The 16,026-nt window shown below is 41.4% G+C and carries 18 protein-coding genes, 1 tRNA gene and 1 pseudogene; 11 read left to right on the forward strand and 9 right to left on the reverse strand.

Translation table 11 applies throughout. From position 1 onward, the window contains the following. The first annotated feature begins 6 nt into the window (after nucleotides 1-6). The 10 genes and pseudogenes from ACGHCT_RS15005 to ACGHCT_RS15050 all read left to right on the forward strand — a co-directional run bounded on the left by ACGHCT_RS15005 (nucleotide 7) and on the right by ACGHCT_RS15050 (nucleotide 5,300). Nucleotides 7-79 (forward strand) — tRNA-Ala (locus ACGHCT_RS15005). 38 nt (nucleotides 80-117) lie between these two features. After that, nucleotides 118-612, forward strand: coding sequence for a peptide deformylase (locus ACGHCT_RS15010; protein ID WP_072854763.1), 495 nt, complete (start codon nucleotides 118-120; stop codon nucleotides 610-612). A 138-nt stretch (nucleotides 613-750) separates the two neighbouring features. Further along, the gene (locus ACGHCT_RS15015) at nucleotides 751-909 is read left to right on the forward strand and encodes a DUF1540 domain-containing protein (RefSeq protein ID WP_072854764.1); all 159 of its coding nucleotides are present in this window, start codon (nucleotides 751-753) and stop codon (nucleotides 907-909) included. A gap of 440 nt (nucleotides 910-1,349) precedes the next feature. Further along, nucleotides 1,350-1,907, forward strand: a complete 558-nt coding sequence (locus tag ACGHCT_RS15020; protein ID WP_390436617.1) for a hypothetical protein — start codon at nucleotides 1,350-1,352, stop codon at nucleotides 1,905-1,907. 362 nt (nucleotides 1,908-2,269) lie between these two features. Then, entirely contained in the window at nucleotides 2,270-3,682 is a 1,413-nt protein-coding gene (locus ACGHCT_RS15025) for an NlpC/P60 family protein (RefSeq protein ID WP_390436619.1), read from the forward strand. A gap of 136 nt (nucleotides 3,683-3,818) precedes the next feature. After that, a complete protein-coding gene (locus ACGHCT_RS15030; RefSeq protein ID WP_390436620.1) occupies nucleotides 3,819-4,214 on the forward strand; it encodes a helix-turn-helix domain-containing protein in 396 nt (131 codons plus the stop codon). After that, on the forward strand, nucleotides 4,180-4,383 hold the full coding sequence (locus tag ACGHCT_RS15035; RefSeq protein ID WP_390440191.1) for a hypothetical protein: 204 nt from the start codon (nucleotides 4,180-4,182) through the stop codon (nucleotides 4,381-4,383). The genes ACGHCT_RS15030 and ACGHCT_RS15035 overlap by 35 nt, the downstream gene beginning before the upstream one ends. Continuing rightward, nucleotides 4,384-4,473 (forward strand): annotated as a pseudogene (locus ACGHCT_RS15040) (hypothetical protein); the annotation flags it as partial. Next, on the forward strand, nucleotides 4,449-4,697 hold the full coding sequence (locus tag ACGHCT_RS15045) for a hypothetical protein (RefSeq protein WP_390436621.1): 249 nt from the start codon (nucleotides 4,449-4,451) through the stop codon (nucleotides 4,695-4,697). The pseudogene ACGHCT_RS15040 and the gene ACGHCT_RS15045, both read left to right, overlap by 25 nt. A gap of 255 nt (nucleotides 4,698-4,952) precedes the next feature. Beyond that, nucleotides 4,953-5,300, forward strand: coding sequence for an inorganic pyrophosphatase (locus ACGHCT_RS15050; protein WP_390436622.1), 348 nt, complete (start codon nucleotides 4,953-4,955; stop codon nucleotides 5,298-5,300). A 1,019-nt stretch (nucleotides 5,301-6,319) separates the two neighbouring features. Here the strand turns inward: ACGHCT_RS15050 and ACGHCT_RS15055 are convergent. From ACGHCT_RS15055 to ACGHCT_RS15090, 8 genes are all read right to left on the reverse strand, one after another. Continuing rightward, nucleotides 6,320-7,330 (reverse strand): GGGtGRT protein, encoded by a 1,011-nt coding sequence (locus ACGHCT_RS15055; RefSeq protein ID WP_072854771.1) that lies wholly within the window; start codon nucleotides 7,328-7,330, stop codon nucleotides 6,320-6,322. 48 nt (nucleotides 7,331-7,378) lie between these two features. Next, complete coding sequence (locus tag ACGHCT_RS15060) at nucleotides 7,379-8,071, reverse strand: iron-sulfur cluster assembly scaffold protein (protein ID WP_072854772.1); 693 nt, start codon at nucleotides 8,069-8,071, stop codon at nucleotides 7,379-7,381. A gap of 120 nt (nucleotides 8,072-8,191) precedes the next feature. After that, the gene (locus ACGHCT_RS15065) at nucleotides 8,192-8,827 is read right to left on the reverse strand and encodes an ABC-2 transporter permease (protein ID WP_390436623.1); all 636 of its coding nucleotides are present in this window, start codon (nucleotides 8,825-8,827) and stop codon (nucleotides 8,192-8,194) included. Next, nucleotides 8,824-9,684: an ABC transporter ATP-binding protein gene (locus ACGHCT_RS15070; protein ID WP_390436625.1), complete on the reverse strand. Its 861-nt coding sequence runs from the start codon at nucleotides 9,682-9,684 to the stop codon at nucleotides 8,824-8,826. Before ACGHCT_RS15070 ends, ACGHCT_RS15065 begins: the two co-directional genes overlap by 4 nt. 3 nt (nucleotides 9,685-9,687) lie before the next feature. Further along, complete coding sequence (locus tag ACGHCT_RS15075) at nucleotides 9,688-10,062, reverse strand: GntR family transcriptional regulator (RefSeq protein ID WP_072854775.1); 375 nt, start codon at nucleotides 10,060-10,062, stop codon at nucleotides 9,688-9,690. A 172-nt stretch (nucleotides 10,063-10,234) separates the two neighbouring features. Beyond that, nucleotides 10,235-10,858: a TVP38/TMEM64 family protein gene (locus ACGHCT_RS15080; RefSeq protein WP_242946836.1), complete on the reverse strand. Its 624-nt coding sequence runs from the start codon at nucleotides 10,856-10,858 to the stop codon at nucleotides 10,235-10,237. Further along, on the reverse strand, nucleotides 10,848-11,939 hold the full coding sequence (locus tag ACGHCT_RS15085) for a glycosyltransferase family 4 protein (RefSeq protein WP_390436627.1): 1,092 nt from the start codon (nucleotides 11,937-11,939) through the stop codon (nucleotides 10,848-10,850). The genes ACGHCT_RS15080 and ACGHCT_RS15085 overlap by 11 nt, the downstream gene beginning before the upstream one ends. Beyond that, nucleotides 11,939-13,153, reverse strand: coding sequence for a glycosyltransferase family 4 protein (locus ACGHCT_RS15090; RefSeq protein ID WP_072854777.1), 1,215 nt, complete (start codon nucleotides 13,151-13,153; stop codon nucleotides 11,939-11,941). Before ACGHCT_RS15090 ends, ACGHCT_RS15085 begins: the two co-directional genes overlap by 1 nt. A gap of 181 nt (nucleotides 13,154-13,334) precedes the next feature. Between ACGHCT_RS15090 and ACGHCT_RS15095 the strand changes: the two genes are divergently transcribed. Next, nucleotides 13,335-14,060, forward strand: coding sequence for a TraX family protein (locus ACGHCT_RS15095; protein ID WP_390436629.1), 726 nt, complete (start codon nucleotides 13,335-13,337; stop codon nucleotides 14,058-14,060). A 1,338-nt stretch (nucleotides 14,061-15,398) separates the two neighbouring features. Here ACGHCT_RS15095 and ACGHCT_RS15100 read toward each other — a convergent pair. After that, nucleotides 15,399-15,947 (reverse strand): helix-turn-helix domain-containing protein, encoded by a 549-nt coding sequence (locus tag ACGHCT_RS15100; RefSeq protein WP_390436631.1) that lies wholly within the window; start codon nucleotides 15,945-15,947, stop codon nucleotides 15,399-15,401. Nucleotides 15,948-16,026: the final 79 nt, after the last annotated feature.

Consider the following 16,026-nt stretch of genomic DNA (forward strand, 5'->3'; position numbering starts at 1 on the left):
TTTTTTGGGGTATTAGCGCAGTTGGGAGCGCGCAACATTCGCATTGTTGAGGCCACGGGTTCGAATCCCGTATACTCCATCCATATATAAATGTTACATAATACGGAGGCGCCTTTTATGATAAAAGAAATTTTGAAATTAGGCAATCCAAATCTGTATGAAGTCAGCTCTGAGATAGGAAAAGATGAGGCACATAAAATCCCGGGATGGGTCACCGATCTCCATGACACTCTCATGAACTATCGTAAGATCCACGGTGCAGGCAGGGCGGTGGCGGCACCTCAGATTGGGGTACAAAAACGGCTCCTCTACATGTATACAGACAAGCCCTATGTTTTTATTAATCCGTCAATCACTTTCCCAGAGAAAGATACCTTCCTGGTAATGGATGACTGTATGTCCTTTCCCGGACTTCTGGTGAAGGTTGAACGATATAAAAAGGCAGATATCCATTTTCTGGATATGAATTGGACGCCTCAAACTATGCATCTGGAGGGAGATCTCTCTGAACTGCTGCAGCACGAATACGATCATCTTGACGGAATTCTGGCGACCATGCGGGCAGCAGATAACCGCTCGTTGTTTATGGAAGAGATGAAACGAAATTTTTAATAATTTTATAAAATGGTCCTTAATTCCGGCAGTATATCTGTCCTGCCTTTTAATTCACAATTTCTTCCCTGTATTTTTTAAGCTCTTTTGCAAATACTAAGCGTGTAACAATGAAGAAGATTGTAAGGAGGACCTATCATGAAAATCAACGAAAGCATTCAATGTTCAATCAAAAATTGTGTACACCATGCCCAGGACGAAAACTACTGTACACTGAATAAAATCAAAGTCGGAACACACGAATCTAATCCGACTACAAAAGAATGTACAGACTGCGACTCTTTTGTAATTAAGTAAAAAACGGTATCTGTGTAAGAGACTGCTGGCGGACAGCAGTCTCTTATTATTATGTGGATAGAAATAGCTTTCCCTGATGTATATGAAATCGCTCTGTCCCATTTATGACTATTGTATCTATCTGACATGTCTACTCTCTGACTATCGTATAATTTTTCATTGGATAAAGGCATTCTTTCGTAATTTTTGTGCATTTACTTTTTTCTCTGTTTCCCATATACTGTAAATACAGGCACTTACATGTCCAGTTTGAAGAAGGGGGGAGCATAAAAGATAACTGCTGTATCACAAAATATGTTTATGATTTACATATGAAATCGAATGTACAAATATTGATATGAATTTCTGTTTACATGATCATTAGCCGAATGAGAATATCTTAATGAACTCTCTCTCATACTTCGGTTATCATAAAATTCAAAAGAAATGAGGAAAAAAGAATGAAGAAAAAACTTGTAATACTTCTGATGTGTGTATCCGTTTCCATAGGTATGCTGGGCTGCAGCGGAGGAGACACAAAATCTAAAGAAAATAAAAAGGAGTCTGCCGAAGAACAAACTCCTTCCTCTCCCGCTGAACAGGATACTACAGACGACAATGTCAAGCAGTCAGAAACAGGACCTGCGGAGCAGCCCAAAGAAGAGATGCCTGCAGGCGACTATAAAGACACAGGGGACGGCACCATGTATATTGCCTGTGCAGACGAAACTTCTGAGGACGGCAAAGTGCCGGTCATCTATACCAAGGAAGGCGCTGCCGTCATTATGATTGAGGTAAACACGAAAGGATTCGACGGTTCCAAACAATCCTATATCTACGTTGACGGACTGTTAGCCGCCCAAGAACAGCTGTCCGATTCCTCCTACTCTGTAGATCTGGGGGACGACGCAATTGCTGTAGGGACACATAAGGTTGAAGTGATGCAGTACGCGGACGACGAACCTACCGGGGATGTGGTAACCTATAAGAGTGCATCCTATGAGGTGAAGGCAGAATAAGCTGCACTGTACATGTTTTTATTTACATGATTAACCATAAATATCACCTTTCCATACAAATTGGTTTAATGCCGATTTGTATTGGTTAGGTGATTTTTTTGCCGAAAGATTACTTATCTATGTGAAGTGGATGACACCTGCAACACTTCCCTAACAATGCTATCACTATAGCAAATTGTATATTGTTGTCGAATTATGTCAATTGGTTTCGTTTGATTTTCTGTAAAATTAATGATAATATCATAATTATTAGATATATTATTTTATATTATTTTTATAACTCATTGTTTATAAGGAGGTGAAACCATTGTGTATTTTATTTTATCAAAAACCCGAAAACTAATTGTATATGGAGGAATAATATGAAAGAAAGAAAGATAAAAGTGATATGCTATTTAACTTTAATTTGTCTACTTCTAGGGGCCAGCCCGGTAGACACCTATGCTTCTGAACCAACTGACGATATAGAAGTAGTTCTGCCGGCTAATGACGAACAGTCCCAGGAAAACGCAGACATTGATGAAGAAGAAACTGATGATGCCGACAACATTGCAGAAGAAGAAACTAACGGTGCAGCAACCAATCCTAATGCTTCTTATCATGAGGAAGCTAAAAATATCGAAAGCGAAGATATTAATATTACATATAATGATAATGAAAATATTACTGACGAAAGTACGGTTTCTTCACTTCCCGTAGGTTGGATAGATGCCGGAGATAAAAGGTGGTACCGCCATGAAGATGGATCTTTCACCTCAAATGATTGGGAAGAAATCGAAGGAAAATGGTATTATTTTGATGCTGAAGGCTGGCTTGTACGTGGATGGCTTAAGCTTGGAAATACATGGTATTATTTGAATAAGCCTGATGGGCATCGTGCTACAAGCTGGAACCTTATTGATGGATATTGGTATTACTTCCTTCCAGACGGTAAAATGGTTACTGACTGGTTTCTCCAAAACGGAACCTGGTATTACCTTGGTGAAAATGGAAAAATGCGTATTGGATGGGAAGAACTTTCGGGAAAATGGTATTATTTTGACAAGGATGGAAAGATGGTCACCGGGTGGATACAGATCGACGAAACCTGGTATTATCTTAACACAAAAGGAGACGCTGCTACAAATTGGAACCTCATAGACGGTTATTGGTATTATTTTTATCCAAACGGTAAAATGGCTGTCAACTGGATTCAGTTGAGTGGCACCTGGTATTATCTGGGTGAGAATGGAAAGATGAGAACTGGATGGTTATCATGGGAAGGACACTGGTTCTATCTGCGTGAAAGCGGCGCCATGGTAACCGGATGGCTGGACTGGGAAGGGAATCGATATTATTTTCTGAGTAATGGAGTTATGGTTACCGGTGATTACAAAATTGGCGATATACCCTATCATTTCATTCCAACTGGCTCTTTAGATATGGGACAATCTGTCGTAAATTATGCCATGCAGTTTATTGGAAATCCCTATGTATGGGGCGGGGTAAGCCTAACCAATGGATGTGACTGCTCAGGTTTTACTATGAAAGTATTCGAAAAGTTTGGAATTACAATACCGCGCACATCTGGTGAGCAGAGAGGCAGTGGTACAGCCGTTGGCTCTTTGTCAGCAGCCAGACCAGGGGATCTTTTGTGTTATGAAGGACATGTTGGTATTTATATCGGAAATGGTCAGATGGTTAATGCCTCTAATTCAGCACCATATCCGGAAGGTGGTATTAAATTAACCTCCGCAACCTACAAAACAATCATAACTATAAGAAGACTGGTTTAAATCACTTTAAATAGCAGTCTCGGCGATACGCGAAGTGAACCCCTTTTGTTAGACAAAATCAAACGTCTAATGAAAGGGGTTATTTCTATGTCTGGAAAAAGAATTCGGATTGATGGCACTGGCCGAGAAATATTATGTGAACAAAGCAGATATTCAAAAGTGGAAAGCAGCATATGCGGAACATGGGATTGAAGGGCTTACAGTAAAAAATGGAACATATACTGGTGATTTTAAAATTGCTGTAGTAGAATATATGCATAATACAGGAACTTCAATGAGGCAAACTACAGCTCACTTCAACATTCCCACTCCAAAATCTGTAAGCGCTTGGGAACGAATTTATTATGAAGAAGGCAAAGAAGCCCTGTATGAAGAACGGAGAGGCAGGGCATCTAAAATGGGAGCCAAAAAGACTGGGAAGGCAAAAAAGGCAGCTAAAAAAATCAAAGAATTTCCTGGTTATTTTTCTGATAATAGCCCTAAATGTCAGCGCTGCTATTCCCGTAAACGCTGCATGGCAAAAGGGGAGTAATGGTTGGTGGTATACAAATTATAGCTCCTCAGGATATGCTACCGGATGGGATTACATCAATGGTAAATGGTATTATTTTGACAAGGATGACTGGATGAAAACAGGCTGGCTATCTATTGACAATAATATGTATTATTTAAAAAGCTCCGGCCATATGGCTACCGGATGACAAAAAATCGGTAATAAGTGGTACTTCTTTCAAGAGAATGGTGTTATGCAGATAGCAGTGGGGCTATGCAGACCGGTTGGCAGCTTCTAGACAAATCCTGGTATTATCTTAATTACAACGGGATAATGGCTCATGGCTGGTTTAAAATAGGAGGAAAATGGTATTTCTCAAAACCAAGTGGTGTACTGCAAAGAGGCTGGATAAACGATGGTAAGGAATGGTATTATCTCGATGGCTCCGGAGCCATGGTAACAAATAAGCAAATCGGAAAATATTATGTAGGCAGTGATGGGGTAATGTCATTTAAAAAATAGGATTGTACTATAAAAAATAGTTTTTGAATTAGAGTTGACGAAAAGCATTAAACGATGAAAACCGTTGTAAATACTGACTTTTTTGCCTATTAACATACTTGAAGACACAACGATTATTGATTTTATGGTGCCCGAATTTCCTGCGGCAATATAAAATGATACAAGCAGATGTAAAGACAAAAACGATGATAGATAAATTCACAGCTTTGTGCTATTATCATCGAAATTGATAAATATGAATTTGGAGGAGATTTCATGCACAGATTTGACAATAGTTTCTGGAGTGTATTAGATGCCTTAGTCAGCAAATCAGAAATCATCATAGATAGGCCAAAAGGAACTGCACATCCTAAATATCCTGATCTCATTTATAAAGTCAATTATGGGTATTTGAAAGATACAGCATCCATGGATGGCGCAGGGATAGATGTATGGGGCGGAACGAATGGGCAAAATATAGATGCTATTATGTGTATTGTTGATTTGATAAAAAGGGATTCTGAAATTAAAATACTGATAGGTTGCACGGAAGAAGAAAAGGCTATTATATACGAAACCCACAATGAAACACAGTACATGAAAGGAATTCTAATTCGTCGATAATTTCATATTTGTGAGTGCATTCCCAACAAGCAAAAATGAAACACATTTTTACGGAAAGGGTACACCTTTCCTATGCTTGCTACGGAACATTTCATTTAGTGCGTTGGTGTTTCCTTTGCTTTTCTAAATCGCCCATATTTTGTATGGAATGGGGGCAGGAAAGAAACGGGAGGAAACGGATAGCATTTCACTTTGAGGTGTTACGCAGTTAAAAGGCGTTTTCACAGGAAAAGGTATAAACACCTTGTCTGCTGATTTTGGTGTCTGCAAAGCCTTTGTTTTCAAGACTTATAGTACCTCTATTGCGTAACAATGCTATAAAAACAAGGGGGTGTAGTAACACCGCCTGATATGCCTGGGCATGTCTTATTTGTGGTGCTAAACTTTTTCCTGCTTCGCAATTTTATTCACAGTCTTAAAAACCGCACCAACCATAAAAGGTCAGTGCGGTTTTAAAATAGCCTCTTAATAATTCAATTACTTTAGAACTTTCCAGCTTTTGCTGCTTCCTCAACAGAAACGGTGAAGGGTGGGTTTTCAAGGATTTGAGGGGTGGTTGTGCGCTATGGGTGTGCTACTCTGCACTTCTGATTACTTTCCATCCCCACACTCTATTATATGTCATCATAGACATCCTATCACACAACAGTTATAATATAATTGCTGTTGACTCTTTCCAGCAGGAAGGAGGTGCATCCCCAATGGAATACATATTTGCTTTTCTTATCTCTGTTGCGGCAGGTATAGTTTGCTACTATATCTGCAAATGGTTGGATGGAGATAAATAAACAACAGCCTGCCTAAGTTATTCCTCTTCAAAAAGGAAATAGAAGCCCCAGGGAGCAGCCACTCCCTGGGGCTTCGCTTTGCGCCCAATGGACACATTTGCTTTTCTCTGCTAGTATTATATTACGCCATATAATTGAAAATGTCAATATGCTATCTTATAGCAGTTCATTCTGTTCCAACCATAGAAATATCTATTTTTCTGCCAAACTCCTTAATTTATATAGGTTTTCTTAGAACTTTCCAGCTTTTGCCGCTTCCTCAACAGCTACTGCCACAGCCACTGTCATTCCAACCATAGGGTTATTACCAGCGCCAATAAGTCCCATCATCTCAACATGAGCAGGAACGGAGGAGGATCCGGCAAACTGTGCATCTGAGTGCATACGTCCCATGGTATCTGTCATACCATAAGAAGCAGGACCTGCAGCCATATTGTCTGGATGAAGTGTTCTTCCTGTACCGCCGCCGGATGCTACGGAGAAGTATTTTTTGCCCATCTCAATGCATTCCTTCTTGTAAGTACCTGCAACCGGGTGCTGGAATCTGGTTGGATTGGTGGAGTTGCCTGTGATAGACACGTCAACACCTTCTTTATGCATAATAGCAACACCCTCAACTACATCGTTAGCTCCATAGCAGTTAACCTTTGCGCGAAGTCCCGTTGAGTATGCTTTTCTGAATACTTCCTTTACTTCGCCTGTATGATAATCCATCTCTGTCTCTACATATGTAAATCCATTGATTCTGGCAATAATCTGAGCGGCATCTTTACCAAGACCATTTAAGATAACACGAAGAGGCTCTTTGCGGACCTTATTAGCTTTTTCAGCGATACCGATGGCACCTTCTGCTGCAGCAAAAGACTCATGGCCTGCTAAGAAAGCAAAGCACTTAGTATCCTCTTCTAACAGCATTTTACCCAAATTACCGTGTCCCAGACCAACCTTGCGCTGATCCGCTACAGAACCCGGGATACAGAAAGACTGAAGTCCTTCACCGATTGCTGCTGCTGCATCTGCTGCTCTCCTGCATCCTTTTTTGATTGCAATCGCTGCACCTACAGTGTAAGCCCATTTAGCATTCTCGAAGCAGATTGGCTGAATACCCTCTACCATGTTATATACATCTAAACCAGCTGCTTTTGTAACTTCTGCAGCTTCTTCGATAGAATTAATTCCATACTGATTTAATACAGCAAGAATTTGTTTCTCTCTTCTCTCATATGATTCAAATAAAGCCATTAATTTATCCTCCTATTCTTTCTACGGCAGACTTTTAAGAGTATCTGATTACTCTTTTCTTGGGTCAATAATTTTCACTGCGTCATCTACACGGCCATACTGTCCCTGAGCTTTTTCAAATGCAGTGTTGGCATCGTCTCCAGCTTTGATAAAGTCCATCATCTTTCCAAAGCTGACAAATTTGTAACCGATGATTTCATCGTCTTCATTTAAAGCGATACCTGTAACGTAACCGTCTGTCATTTCCAGATAGCGAGGGCCCTTTGCAAGGGTTCCATACATAGTACCAACCTGAGATCTTAAGCCTTTTCCTAAATCTTCCAGACCTGCGCCTACAGGGAGTCCGTCTTCAGAGAAAGCACTCTGAGATCTTCCGTACACGATCTGTAAGAATAATTCTCTCATCGCGGTGTTGATAGCATCACAAACCAGGTCTGTATTCAGAGCTTCCAAAATGGTTCTTCCCGGTAAAATCTCAGATGCCATAGCTGCGGAGTGCGTCATACCTGAACATCCGATGGTCTCAACCAATGCTTCCTGGATAATACCTTCCTTTACATTTAAAGTTAACTTGCAGGTTCCCTGCTGAGGAGCACACCAGCCCACACCATGTGTTAAACCTGAGATATCTTTAATTTCTTTCGCTTTTACCCATTTTGCTTCTTCCGGAATTGGAGCTGCGCCGTGGTTCACGCCCTGTGCCACCGGGCACATCATTTCTACTTCGTGTGAATAAATCATTTTAAAACTCCTTTCAAGTATAGAATAGACTTAAGGCTCGTTAGTATTTAACATCGCACTTGATAATATTTTCTCATAATCTGACAAAAAAATCTACTGGAAAAGTGCCAAAATAAAATTCTAAAATTCCTTCTTTTCTATAATTTTTAGTGAAAGAATATAGGAAACAATCAGGGCCAAGACACATAGGATCAATGCTCCAACAGCCACTGCAGGCCAGGAAATATTATTCAAAAAATTATTTACATTTTCTGTTCCTGCAATCTTGCCGATAAGGGCAACTGACACGACTGGGACAACAAAGATAAGTATCATGGAAGTCCTGGCTTTTTCGCTGCCAAATTTGTAAATCAAAGGGATAACCACCGACATCATTAAGAAAATATAAATCACCATTGCCAAACCTGATGCAAAATTTTCCGCTATGGATAATTTTGTAATCACACAAACCGCCAATTCACCCAGAATAGCAATAACCGCTGCACTTCCCATTAAAAGAATCATCAGTGCATATTTGCCCTTTACCAAATCCTGCCTGGACAATGGCCCTGTGAGTACGTATGCTTCCCAGTGGAAAAACTCATCGGTGTTAAACGTGCTGATAAACAGGCTCATCCCGTAAAAAGCCCCCAGAAATCCTATATAAGCAGGCATTTTAAGCATAATCCCCACAACAGTAAAAATCACAAAGAACAGAACATATTGCTTCAGATATTTTTTTACACCATACAAATCTTTTAAAACTAATCCCTTCATAATACATCCCCCTTAATCTGGAATAAAATAATTTCCTCCAGCGTAGTTGAATCCACTACCCAGTCCCTGTTTTGTCTGGATATAACAATCCTGTTATCTACCATCACTTCATATCCGAATTGGTTTTTCCTCAGCCCTACCACATGTTCCGGATCGATACGTTTGTAATCCTCCTTTGAACATCGAACCACTCCATAATTGTAGAGAAGCTCATCTTTGTTCTCGCTGAAAATCAATTTCCCTTTATGGAGAAATGTAATATAGTCAGCTACTTTTTCCAAATCACTGGTAATGTGAGAGGAAAAAAGTACTGTACATTCCTCATCCTGAATAAAATTCTGCAAAATCTCCAGGATCTCGTCCCTTACCACAGGGTCCAGGCCGCTGGTTGCCTCATCCAGCAGCAGAAGCTTAGCATTGTGGGAAAACGCCACGGCAATCTGGAGCTTCATAGCCATACCGGTAGAATAATCTTTTGTAAACTTATTTTCGTCGATGTGAAATTGTTTTAGATAGTCATAAAAGATATTTTTATCCCACCGGGAGTATATGTTTTCCATAATTTTATTGATTTGTTTCGCATTCAAATTACCGGGAAAACTGGAACCGGACATTACTACTCCCACATCATTTTTCCACTCAATTTCCTTCTTGGAAATGACTTTTTCGTCCCTATATATCCTCCCGTCTGACAGACTTATCAGACCTAAAATACACTTAATCAGCGTAGTTTTTCCTGCGCCGTTCTCCCCTACGAGTCCCATAATACACCCCTTCGGAAGCTCCAGATTAATATGATCCAGGGTGAATTTCGGGTATTTCTTCACTACATTTTCTAACCTGATTGCTGTCTCCATTCTTTATACCTCCTCATAAATCATCCGCAGCATTTCTATTATTTCATCATAAGAAATCCCGCTTACTTTTGCTTTTTCAACTGCCTGCTCCAGGTATTCTTCAATTGCCTTTAGCTGTTCTTCTCTGACAATATCCTGATTAGTGTCTGCGACATAGCTTCCTTTTCCCACTTGTGTACAGATAAACCCATCCCGTTCCAGATCTTCATATGCCCTTTTCGTGGTAATCACGCTGATTCTCAGCTCCTTCGCAAGCAGCCGCATAGAAGGAAGGGCATCTCCCGGTCTGAGCTCACCCGACATAATCATCTGCTTGATCTGCGATGTAATCTGCTCGTAGATGGGCTTACCGCTTGAATTACTGATTATTATGTTCATAATTTTCTCCATTTCAAGAAGTGTGTATATATGATTTTATTGTATATATATAATATACACATTATATACATATTTGTCAACAGGGAATATATGTAATTTGGGACGTGTTCTTTTTAGAAAGAACACGTCCCAAATTACAACACGGGTGTCCCATTTTCGGTACGCCCTGTCCCTATATAAAGTTTTTTATCATTTCCATTATCCCTGTAAGCCCTAAGCTATATATAAGAATAGACAATGGTTTCCCCAGCAGGATGATCCATGTGAATTTTTTTAATGTCATTTTTGTAAGCCCTGCGATATAACAGAGAAGATCGTCGGGTGCTACCGGCAGAAAGATTGCTATGGCAAAGGCTTTATCAAATTTGTCTCCTTTTTCCAGCCATGTTATATATTTGTTATATGACTTTTCTTTTACCATTGACCTGACAAAGGGCTGCCCATATTGTTTGGAAAGTCTGAAGGCTAAAACGGATCCGATGCAGATTCCTATGTAATTATATACGAATCCCCACACAGGACCAAAGATGAGCACGCCTCCCAGACAGCCGATTGCCCCGGGAAGAATCGGAATGACCACCTGAACAATTTGAACCATTATGAAGATAAAGGGAGCCCAAAATCCGAATCTTCCCAAAAATTGTGACAGTGCCTCCTGGGAGGAAAAGATTTTATTCTGTACTCCATAGATGATAAATAGTGTCATTAAAATCAGGCCGACCACTGTGCTCACATTCAAAAGCATTGCTGTTCTTTTATTGTTATCGATACAGATCTCTTTTGCTTTAGTTGCCATTTTTCGTAACCACCTCATAGATACTTCTCGCTGTATTATAGCGAACAAGACTGTTTCCCTGTTCTTTCAGTATACCAATGTAGAAATCTCTCCACATTTTCCCTACGTGTTCTCTGCTGTAAAATTCATGACCCTCAAATGCTTTATGAGAAGCTTCCATATAAAAATCCGGTTCATTCTGTAGTCTTCTCAGTAATATCTGGAATTCTTCCCTGGACTCTCCTTTTAACACATAGTCAAAGAGGATGGGTTTATAAATGTCCAAATCCCTCACCAGGATAGGAATACCGCAGTTCATAGACTCCAGGATAGTCATTGGAAACAGTTCTTCAAAGGAAGGCAGAAACATTACATTTGCCATATTATAGATATCGTTCATTTTCTCCCTGTCTACCATGCCGAGGAACTTAACATTCGCGGGAAGATGTTTCATCATCTGCCGTATCTCCTCATAACCGTCCGTAATCTTGCCAAAGGAAAACCCTCCGGCCCATACGAACTGCATATCCGGCATTTTTCTGGCAATGTCTACGAATTCCATAACTCCTTTTCTTTTTTGGAGCTGCCCAACACAGAGTACTGTAAACTTATCTTCTTCAATCCCATATTCCTTCCGTATCATCTTCTGACGGTCCATGGTAAGAGGATAGAAATCTTCATCTGATACAAAGTTGGGGATATAGGTTACTTTATCTCTTGCAATTCCATAGGTTTCTAAGACATCAATAAAATATGGGTTTACGGTAACAAGATAATCCATTTTTTTATAAAAGGAAAGCATGTATTTGTAAAAAATCTTTCTTGCCAGGCGGGGCAGCCGGATGCTGTTATCAACGGTTTCCGGTAAAAAATGCACATACCCAACTGTGCTTCCCTGTCTTTTCCTGAATGGTAAAGACAGATAGAAGCCTGGATTGATTGAATGGTAATGGGTTATTTCACTTGGCGCCTTACCGTTTTCTTCCACCTGAAACAAATCTTTTAATTCTTCCTTTACCAGAGCTACCTGTTCATCGTGTGCGGACAGCACCCCATGTCCCTTCACCATATCTGCCTTAGACATCATATTTATCTTATACATTATGAATTCCTCCTTATCACCATATTATGAATCCACCCCAAAAGATACCCCGTGTAATCCTGAGCTGCCTGTACGCCAATCACCTGACGGTAAAGCTGTTCTGCCCGATTACCGAACTCCCAGGTTGAGAACCTCACGGCATCATCCATTGCCTGTTCCGCCATCACCAGACGCCGCTCTTCATCTGCCAGCATATACTCCAGATGCATCTTAAAGTACTCGTACGAATCATACTGGAACCCGTTATAGCCATCTTTGATTACCCCGTCCAGACACTCATCTTTCCGGCACAGAGCGGGAATCCCGCTTGCCAGAGCTTCCAGATAGGTCAGCCCTTGTGTTTCACTGTTGGATGCACTTACAAATACATCTCCAAGCTGATAATAGCTTCCCACTTCCCTGGGATCTATCATTCCGGCAAAAACCACCTGTCCATCCAGTTCCATTTCCTTTGTTTTTCTCTCCAGTTCCTCTCTGTAAGGTCCATCCCCTACCAGAAGTAGTGTGATATCCTTTCTGTCCATCTTTTTCAGATATTCCAATATCTCTGCCAGATTTTTTTCCTTCGCAAGGCGTCCGACGTTGACCAGAACCTTATTTTCCTTTGGAATTCCCAAGAGTTCTTTTTTTCTTGCTCTCTCTTCCTCAGTAATTCTTGCAGAATATTTTCTCAGGTCAATTCCTGTGGGAATAACTTCTATCTGCTGTTCTACCTGATATTCGTACAAAAGATTTCTCACTTTTGCTGTAGGTACAATTACCGCATTTACTTTATCAAGAAGCTTTTTGCTCCATACCGCCACAACCTTTCTTCCCACAGTTTTGCTCGGAGAAAAATAATGGGTATAGTCTTCATATACGGTATGGTAGGTGTGCACAACCGGACAATGGCATTTCTTACTGATCTTCACTGCATATGGAAATGTCATAAATTCACACTGAGAGTGAATTACATCCGGCGACCACTGTATAAGTTCTTCTACCAGCTCATCTCTGTGACATATAGTAGCCCTTGCATTTGGATAAATCTTTCCAAAGTCATATGACTTCAGATAATATATATTATTTTCTTGATAAGAATGCCTTTCCGACGCCAGTGTCAGCACCCTTACATCATGTCCTCTTTCTTCCAGTTCTCTTTTAAGGTTTAATACAGAAGTTACTACCCCGTTAACAATAGGCGCATACCAATCTGTTGTAATTAATATTTTCATGGAATCACTCCTAACTTTTTTTCTTTCTCAACTTGTTAAATACATCATACAGAGACAATCTAAAGATTAGGTGCTTCCTTTTCTAAAGTTTTTCTAAAGGATTTCTTAAACCACCTTTTGCTTTTTCAATTACTTGCTGTTATACTATAATTCTTAAAATATAGGAGTAGGAGAAAACAATATGGAGCAAAAAAAATATGCCTGCCTGAGCGGAAGCACATTAAAAATCATAGCAATGGTAACCATGCTTATTGACCATATCGGGGCTGCCATACTGGAAAATGGCTACTATCTGAACTATATCAACACCTCCGGCACTGCCGTCACAACAGAACAGATGACAAAAATTCTGGAAATTGACAGAGTTCTCCGTTTTATCGGACGCACCTCTTTTCCTATTTTCTGCTTTCTTTTAGTAGAAGGATTTCTACACACTTCAGATAAAAAGAAATACGGGTTCCGGCTCTTTCTGTTTGCACTGCTGTCAGAGTTCCCCTTTGATATTGCTTTTAATCAGGGGATTTTAGAGTTTACATCCCAGAATGTTATGTTCACATTGTTCATTGGATTTCTGGTATTGGCTGTCATGGAAAAGTATTCCGATAAACCTTATATCATGCTCTTTGGCCTGGCAGGCGGCATGGGTCTGGCTTACCTGATGCGCACAGACTACGACTTCAAGGGGGTAGCCCTGATTGTTATTCTCTATCTTTTCAGATACAGGCGGGTGGAGCGGACACTCTTTGGCTGTATCTCCCTTCTCTGGGAGCCGCCGGCCTGTATTGCATTTATACCAATCAATCTTTATAACGGTGAAAGAGGGCTGAAGCTGAAATATCTGTTTTACTTCTTTTATCCAGTACATTTGCTTATATTGTGTGGGATACGGTATTGGCTTTTATCATAAAATTATAGTTTTGTGTATGTGAAGTTCGGAGTTATATAATCGGGGAGCGATGTGTTGCAGACGGACGGTCAAGGGAGGAGGTCTTGGGGCCAGGGGTACTGGGTGGAACTGCTTGCTGCTGCGTTTCTCCTTAGCTAACTGCCTGGCCGTTCACTAAGAAGCTCAGGAAAGCCTTCGCTCCTAAGTGACCGCCGGCAGTGGATCTTCGGACGCACTCCGCAGTCTGCGCAGTTCCACCCAATACCCCTGGCCCCAAGACCTCCTCCCTTGACCTGGCAGTGACTCACTTCACATTCACGGAAAACAGGCAGGGAAGGTCGAAAGTTGTACATTTTATCTTGTTTCGCACTATTGTCCGCTTTATGTTTTGGATAAACAATTAAACCCGTTTCAATGATTAATTACACTTTGTCTGGCAATATTATCTCTATATTCTATCTGACAATTCTACATCCATATTCTACGTGAAATATGTCATTCCCCTTCTGATAAACCTCCCCCTGGAACTCCCTATACCCAGATGAGAGGAATCCCGCGGCAGCGGGCTGACCGGGTTCGGGCGGGAGGAAGGCTTAAGGGCCACGGACGGTTCCGCAGGAGTGACTAGAGAGTCTTAGGCAAAACCGGGATTCTCGCTGGAGATTTTTTCGGCAGTCCAAGTCGAAAAAAAGTGAGCATGGGCAGAGAATGCACATCAAGCATTCTTTGCACATACGAACGGTGCTCCGGCGGGGATTCCGGTTTTGTCTTAGACTCTCTTCGCGACGGAGGTGTCCCCGGAACTTAAGCCTCCCTCCCGCCCAACCCAGCCAGCCCGCTGCCGCGGGATTCCTCTCACCGTCCCCCTGCCACCTTATACCTTCCGACTTAGATCACCTTGAGCCGTAGTCCAAGTAATTGCATTAAATTCCAATTTTATTCTATCTGTCTATTTTACAACTATATCCTATGTGTAAGATTTCATTCCCGTTCATATAAAACTTCCTCCTGAAACTTTCCTATACTCAGGTGAGAGGAATCCTGCGGCGGCGGGCTGACCGGGTTCGGGCGGGAGGAAGGCTTAAGGGCCACGGACGGTTCCGCAGGAGTGATTAGAGAGTCTTAGGCAAAACCGGGATTTCCGCAGGAGATTTTTTCGGCAGTCCAGGCCGAAAAAAAGTGAGCATGGGCAGAGAATGCACATCAAGCATTCTTTGCACATACGAACGGTGCTCCGGCGGGGATTCCGGTTTTGTCTTAGACTCTCTTCGCAACGGAGGTGTCCCCGGAACTTAAGCCTCCCTCCCGCCCAACCCAGCCATCCCACCGCCGCGGGATTCCTCTCACCGTCCCCCTGCCTCACCAGGAAAACACTATATCAACCCAAAGCATCTCCTGCCCCCAGTTCCAATAAGCATGTTCCCTATCCGTTTCCATCCGCATAGCGTTCCCTTTCTTTATCACATGAAACGTATCCCCCACCTGAACGGTCAGCTCTCCTTCTGTTACCAGAATATATTCCGCCGTATGCTCTCCATGGGATTCGGTCGCATATTTGCAGCCGGGATAGATCTGTATTTTATAGATTTGAAAGCTCCTCTCCTCCTCATAAGGGAAATAGACAAAAACCTTATATTGATCTTTGGACTTTTTTATGGGAGCGATCTTGTCACCCTCAACGATGTATGTATCAAAAGGCGGCGTCCCCAGTAAATCCTGGAATTTGACACGGAGTCCGCTGACAATTTTCCCCAGGACTGCCACTGTGGGATTGGACTGTCCCCGCTCAATCTGCCCCAGCATACTTTTGCTGATCCCAGTCTGAACAGAGACTGCGTCCAAACTCATATTTTTTGCCTTTCGAATCCTTTTCAGATTTGCTGCAACGTTTTTATTCAATACATCCATAGAACACATTACTCCTTTACAGACAGCAAAAAGGCGCTCTGGTAGTCTACCAAAACGCCTTCGTTTTCTCAATATGCGA

The organism is Lactonifactor longoviformis (assembly GCF_042848515.1).
In the GTDB taxonomy this organism is placed as follows: Bacteria; Bacillota; Clostridia; order Lachnospirales; family Lachnospiraceae; genus Lactonifactor; species Lactonifactor longoviformis.

Excerpts from the sequence above, each read along its gene's own strand:
- ACGHCT_RS15015 (WP_072854764.1), top strand. The coding sequence starts at position 751 with ATGAAAATCAACGAAAGCATTCAATGTTCAATCAAAAATTGTGTACAC.
- ACGHCT_RS15010 (WP_072854763.1), top strand. The coding sequence starts at position 118 with ATGATAAAAGAAATTTTGAAATTAGGCAATCCAAATCTGTATGAAGTC.
- ACGHCT_RS15070 (WP_390436625.1), bottom strand. The coding sequence starts at position 9,684 with ATGGAGACAGCAATCAGGTTAGAAAATGTAGTGAAGAAATACCCGAAA.
- ACGHCT_RS15085 (WP_390436627.1), bottom strand. The coding sequence starts at position 11,939 with ATGTATAAGATAAATATGATGTCTAAGGCAGATATGGTGAAGGGACAT.
- ACGHCT_RS15065 (WP_390436623.1), bottom strand. The coding sequence starts at position 8,827 with ATGAAGGGATTAGTTTTAAAAGATTTGTATGGTGTAAAAAAATATCTG.
- ACGHCT_RS15020 (WP_390436617.1), top strand. The coding sequence starts at position 1,350 with ATGAAGAAAAAACTTGTAATACTTCTGATGTGTGTATCCGTTTCCATA.
- ACGHCT_RS15080 (WP_242946836.1), bottom strand. The coding sequence starts at position 10,858 with ATGGCAACTAAAGCAAAAGAGATCTGTATCGATAACAATAAAAGAACA.
- ACGHCT_RS15090 (WP_072854777.1), bottom strand. The coding sequence starts at position 13,153 with ATGAAAATATTAATTACAACAGATTGGTATGCGCCTATTGTTAACGGG.
- ACGHCT_RS15025 (WP_390436619.1), top strand. The coding sequence starts at position 2,270 with ATGAAAGAAAGAAAGATAAAAGTGATATGCTATTTAACTTTAATTTGT.
- ACGHCT_RS15075 (WP_072854775.1), bottom strand. The coding sequence starts at position 10,062 with ATGAACATAATAATCAGTAATTCAAGCGGTAAGCCCATCTACGAGCAG.
- ACGHCT_RS15055 (WP_072854771.1), bottom strand. The coding sequence starts at position 7,330 with ATGGCTTTATTTGAATCATATGAGAGAAGAGAGAAACAAATTCTTGCT.
- ACGHCT_RS15100 (WP_390436631.1), bottom strand. The coding sequence starts at position 15,947 with ATGGATGTATTGAATAAAAACGTTGCAGCAAATCTGAAAAGGATTCGA.
- ACGHCT_RS15095 (WP_390436629.1), top strand. The coding sequence starts at position 13,335 with ATGGAGCAAAAAAAATATGCCTGCCTGAGCGGAAGCACATTAAAAATC.
- ACGHCT_RS15050 (WP_390436622.1), top strand. The coding sequence starts at position 4,953 with ATGCACAGATTTGACAATAGTTTCTGGAGTGTATTAGATGCCTTAGTC.
- ACGHCT_RS15060 (WP_072854772.1), bottom strand. The coding sequence starts at position 8,071 with ATGATTTATTCACACGAAGTAGAAATGATGTGCCCGGTGGCACAGGGC.
- ACGHCT_RS15045 (WP_390436621.1), top strand. The coding sequence starts at position 4,449 with ATGCAGACCGGTTGGCAGCTTCTAGACAAATCCTGGTATTATCTTAAT.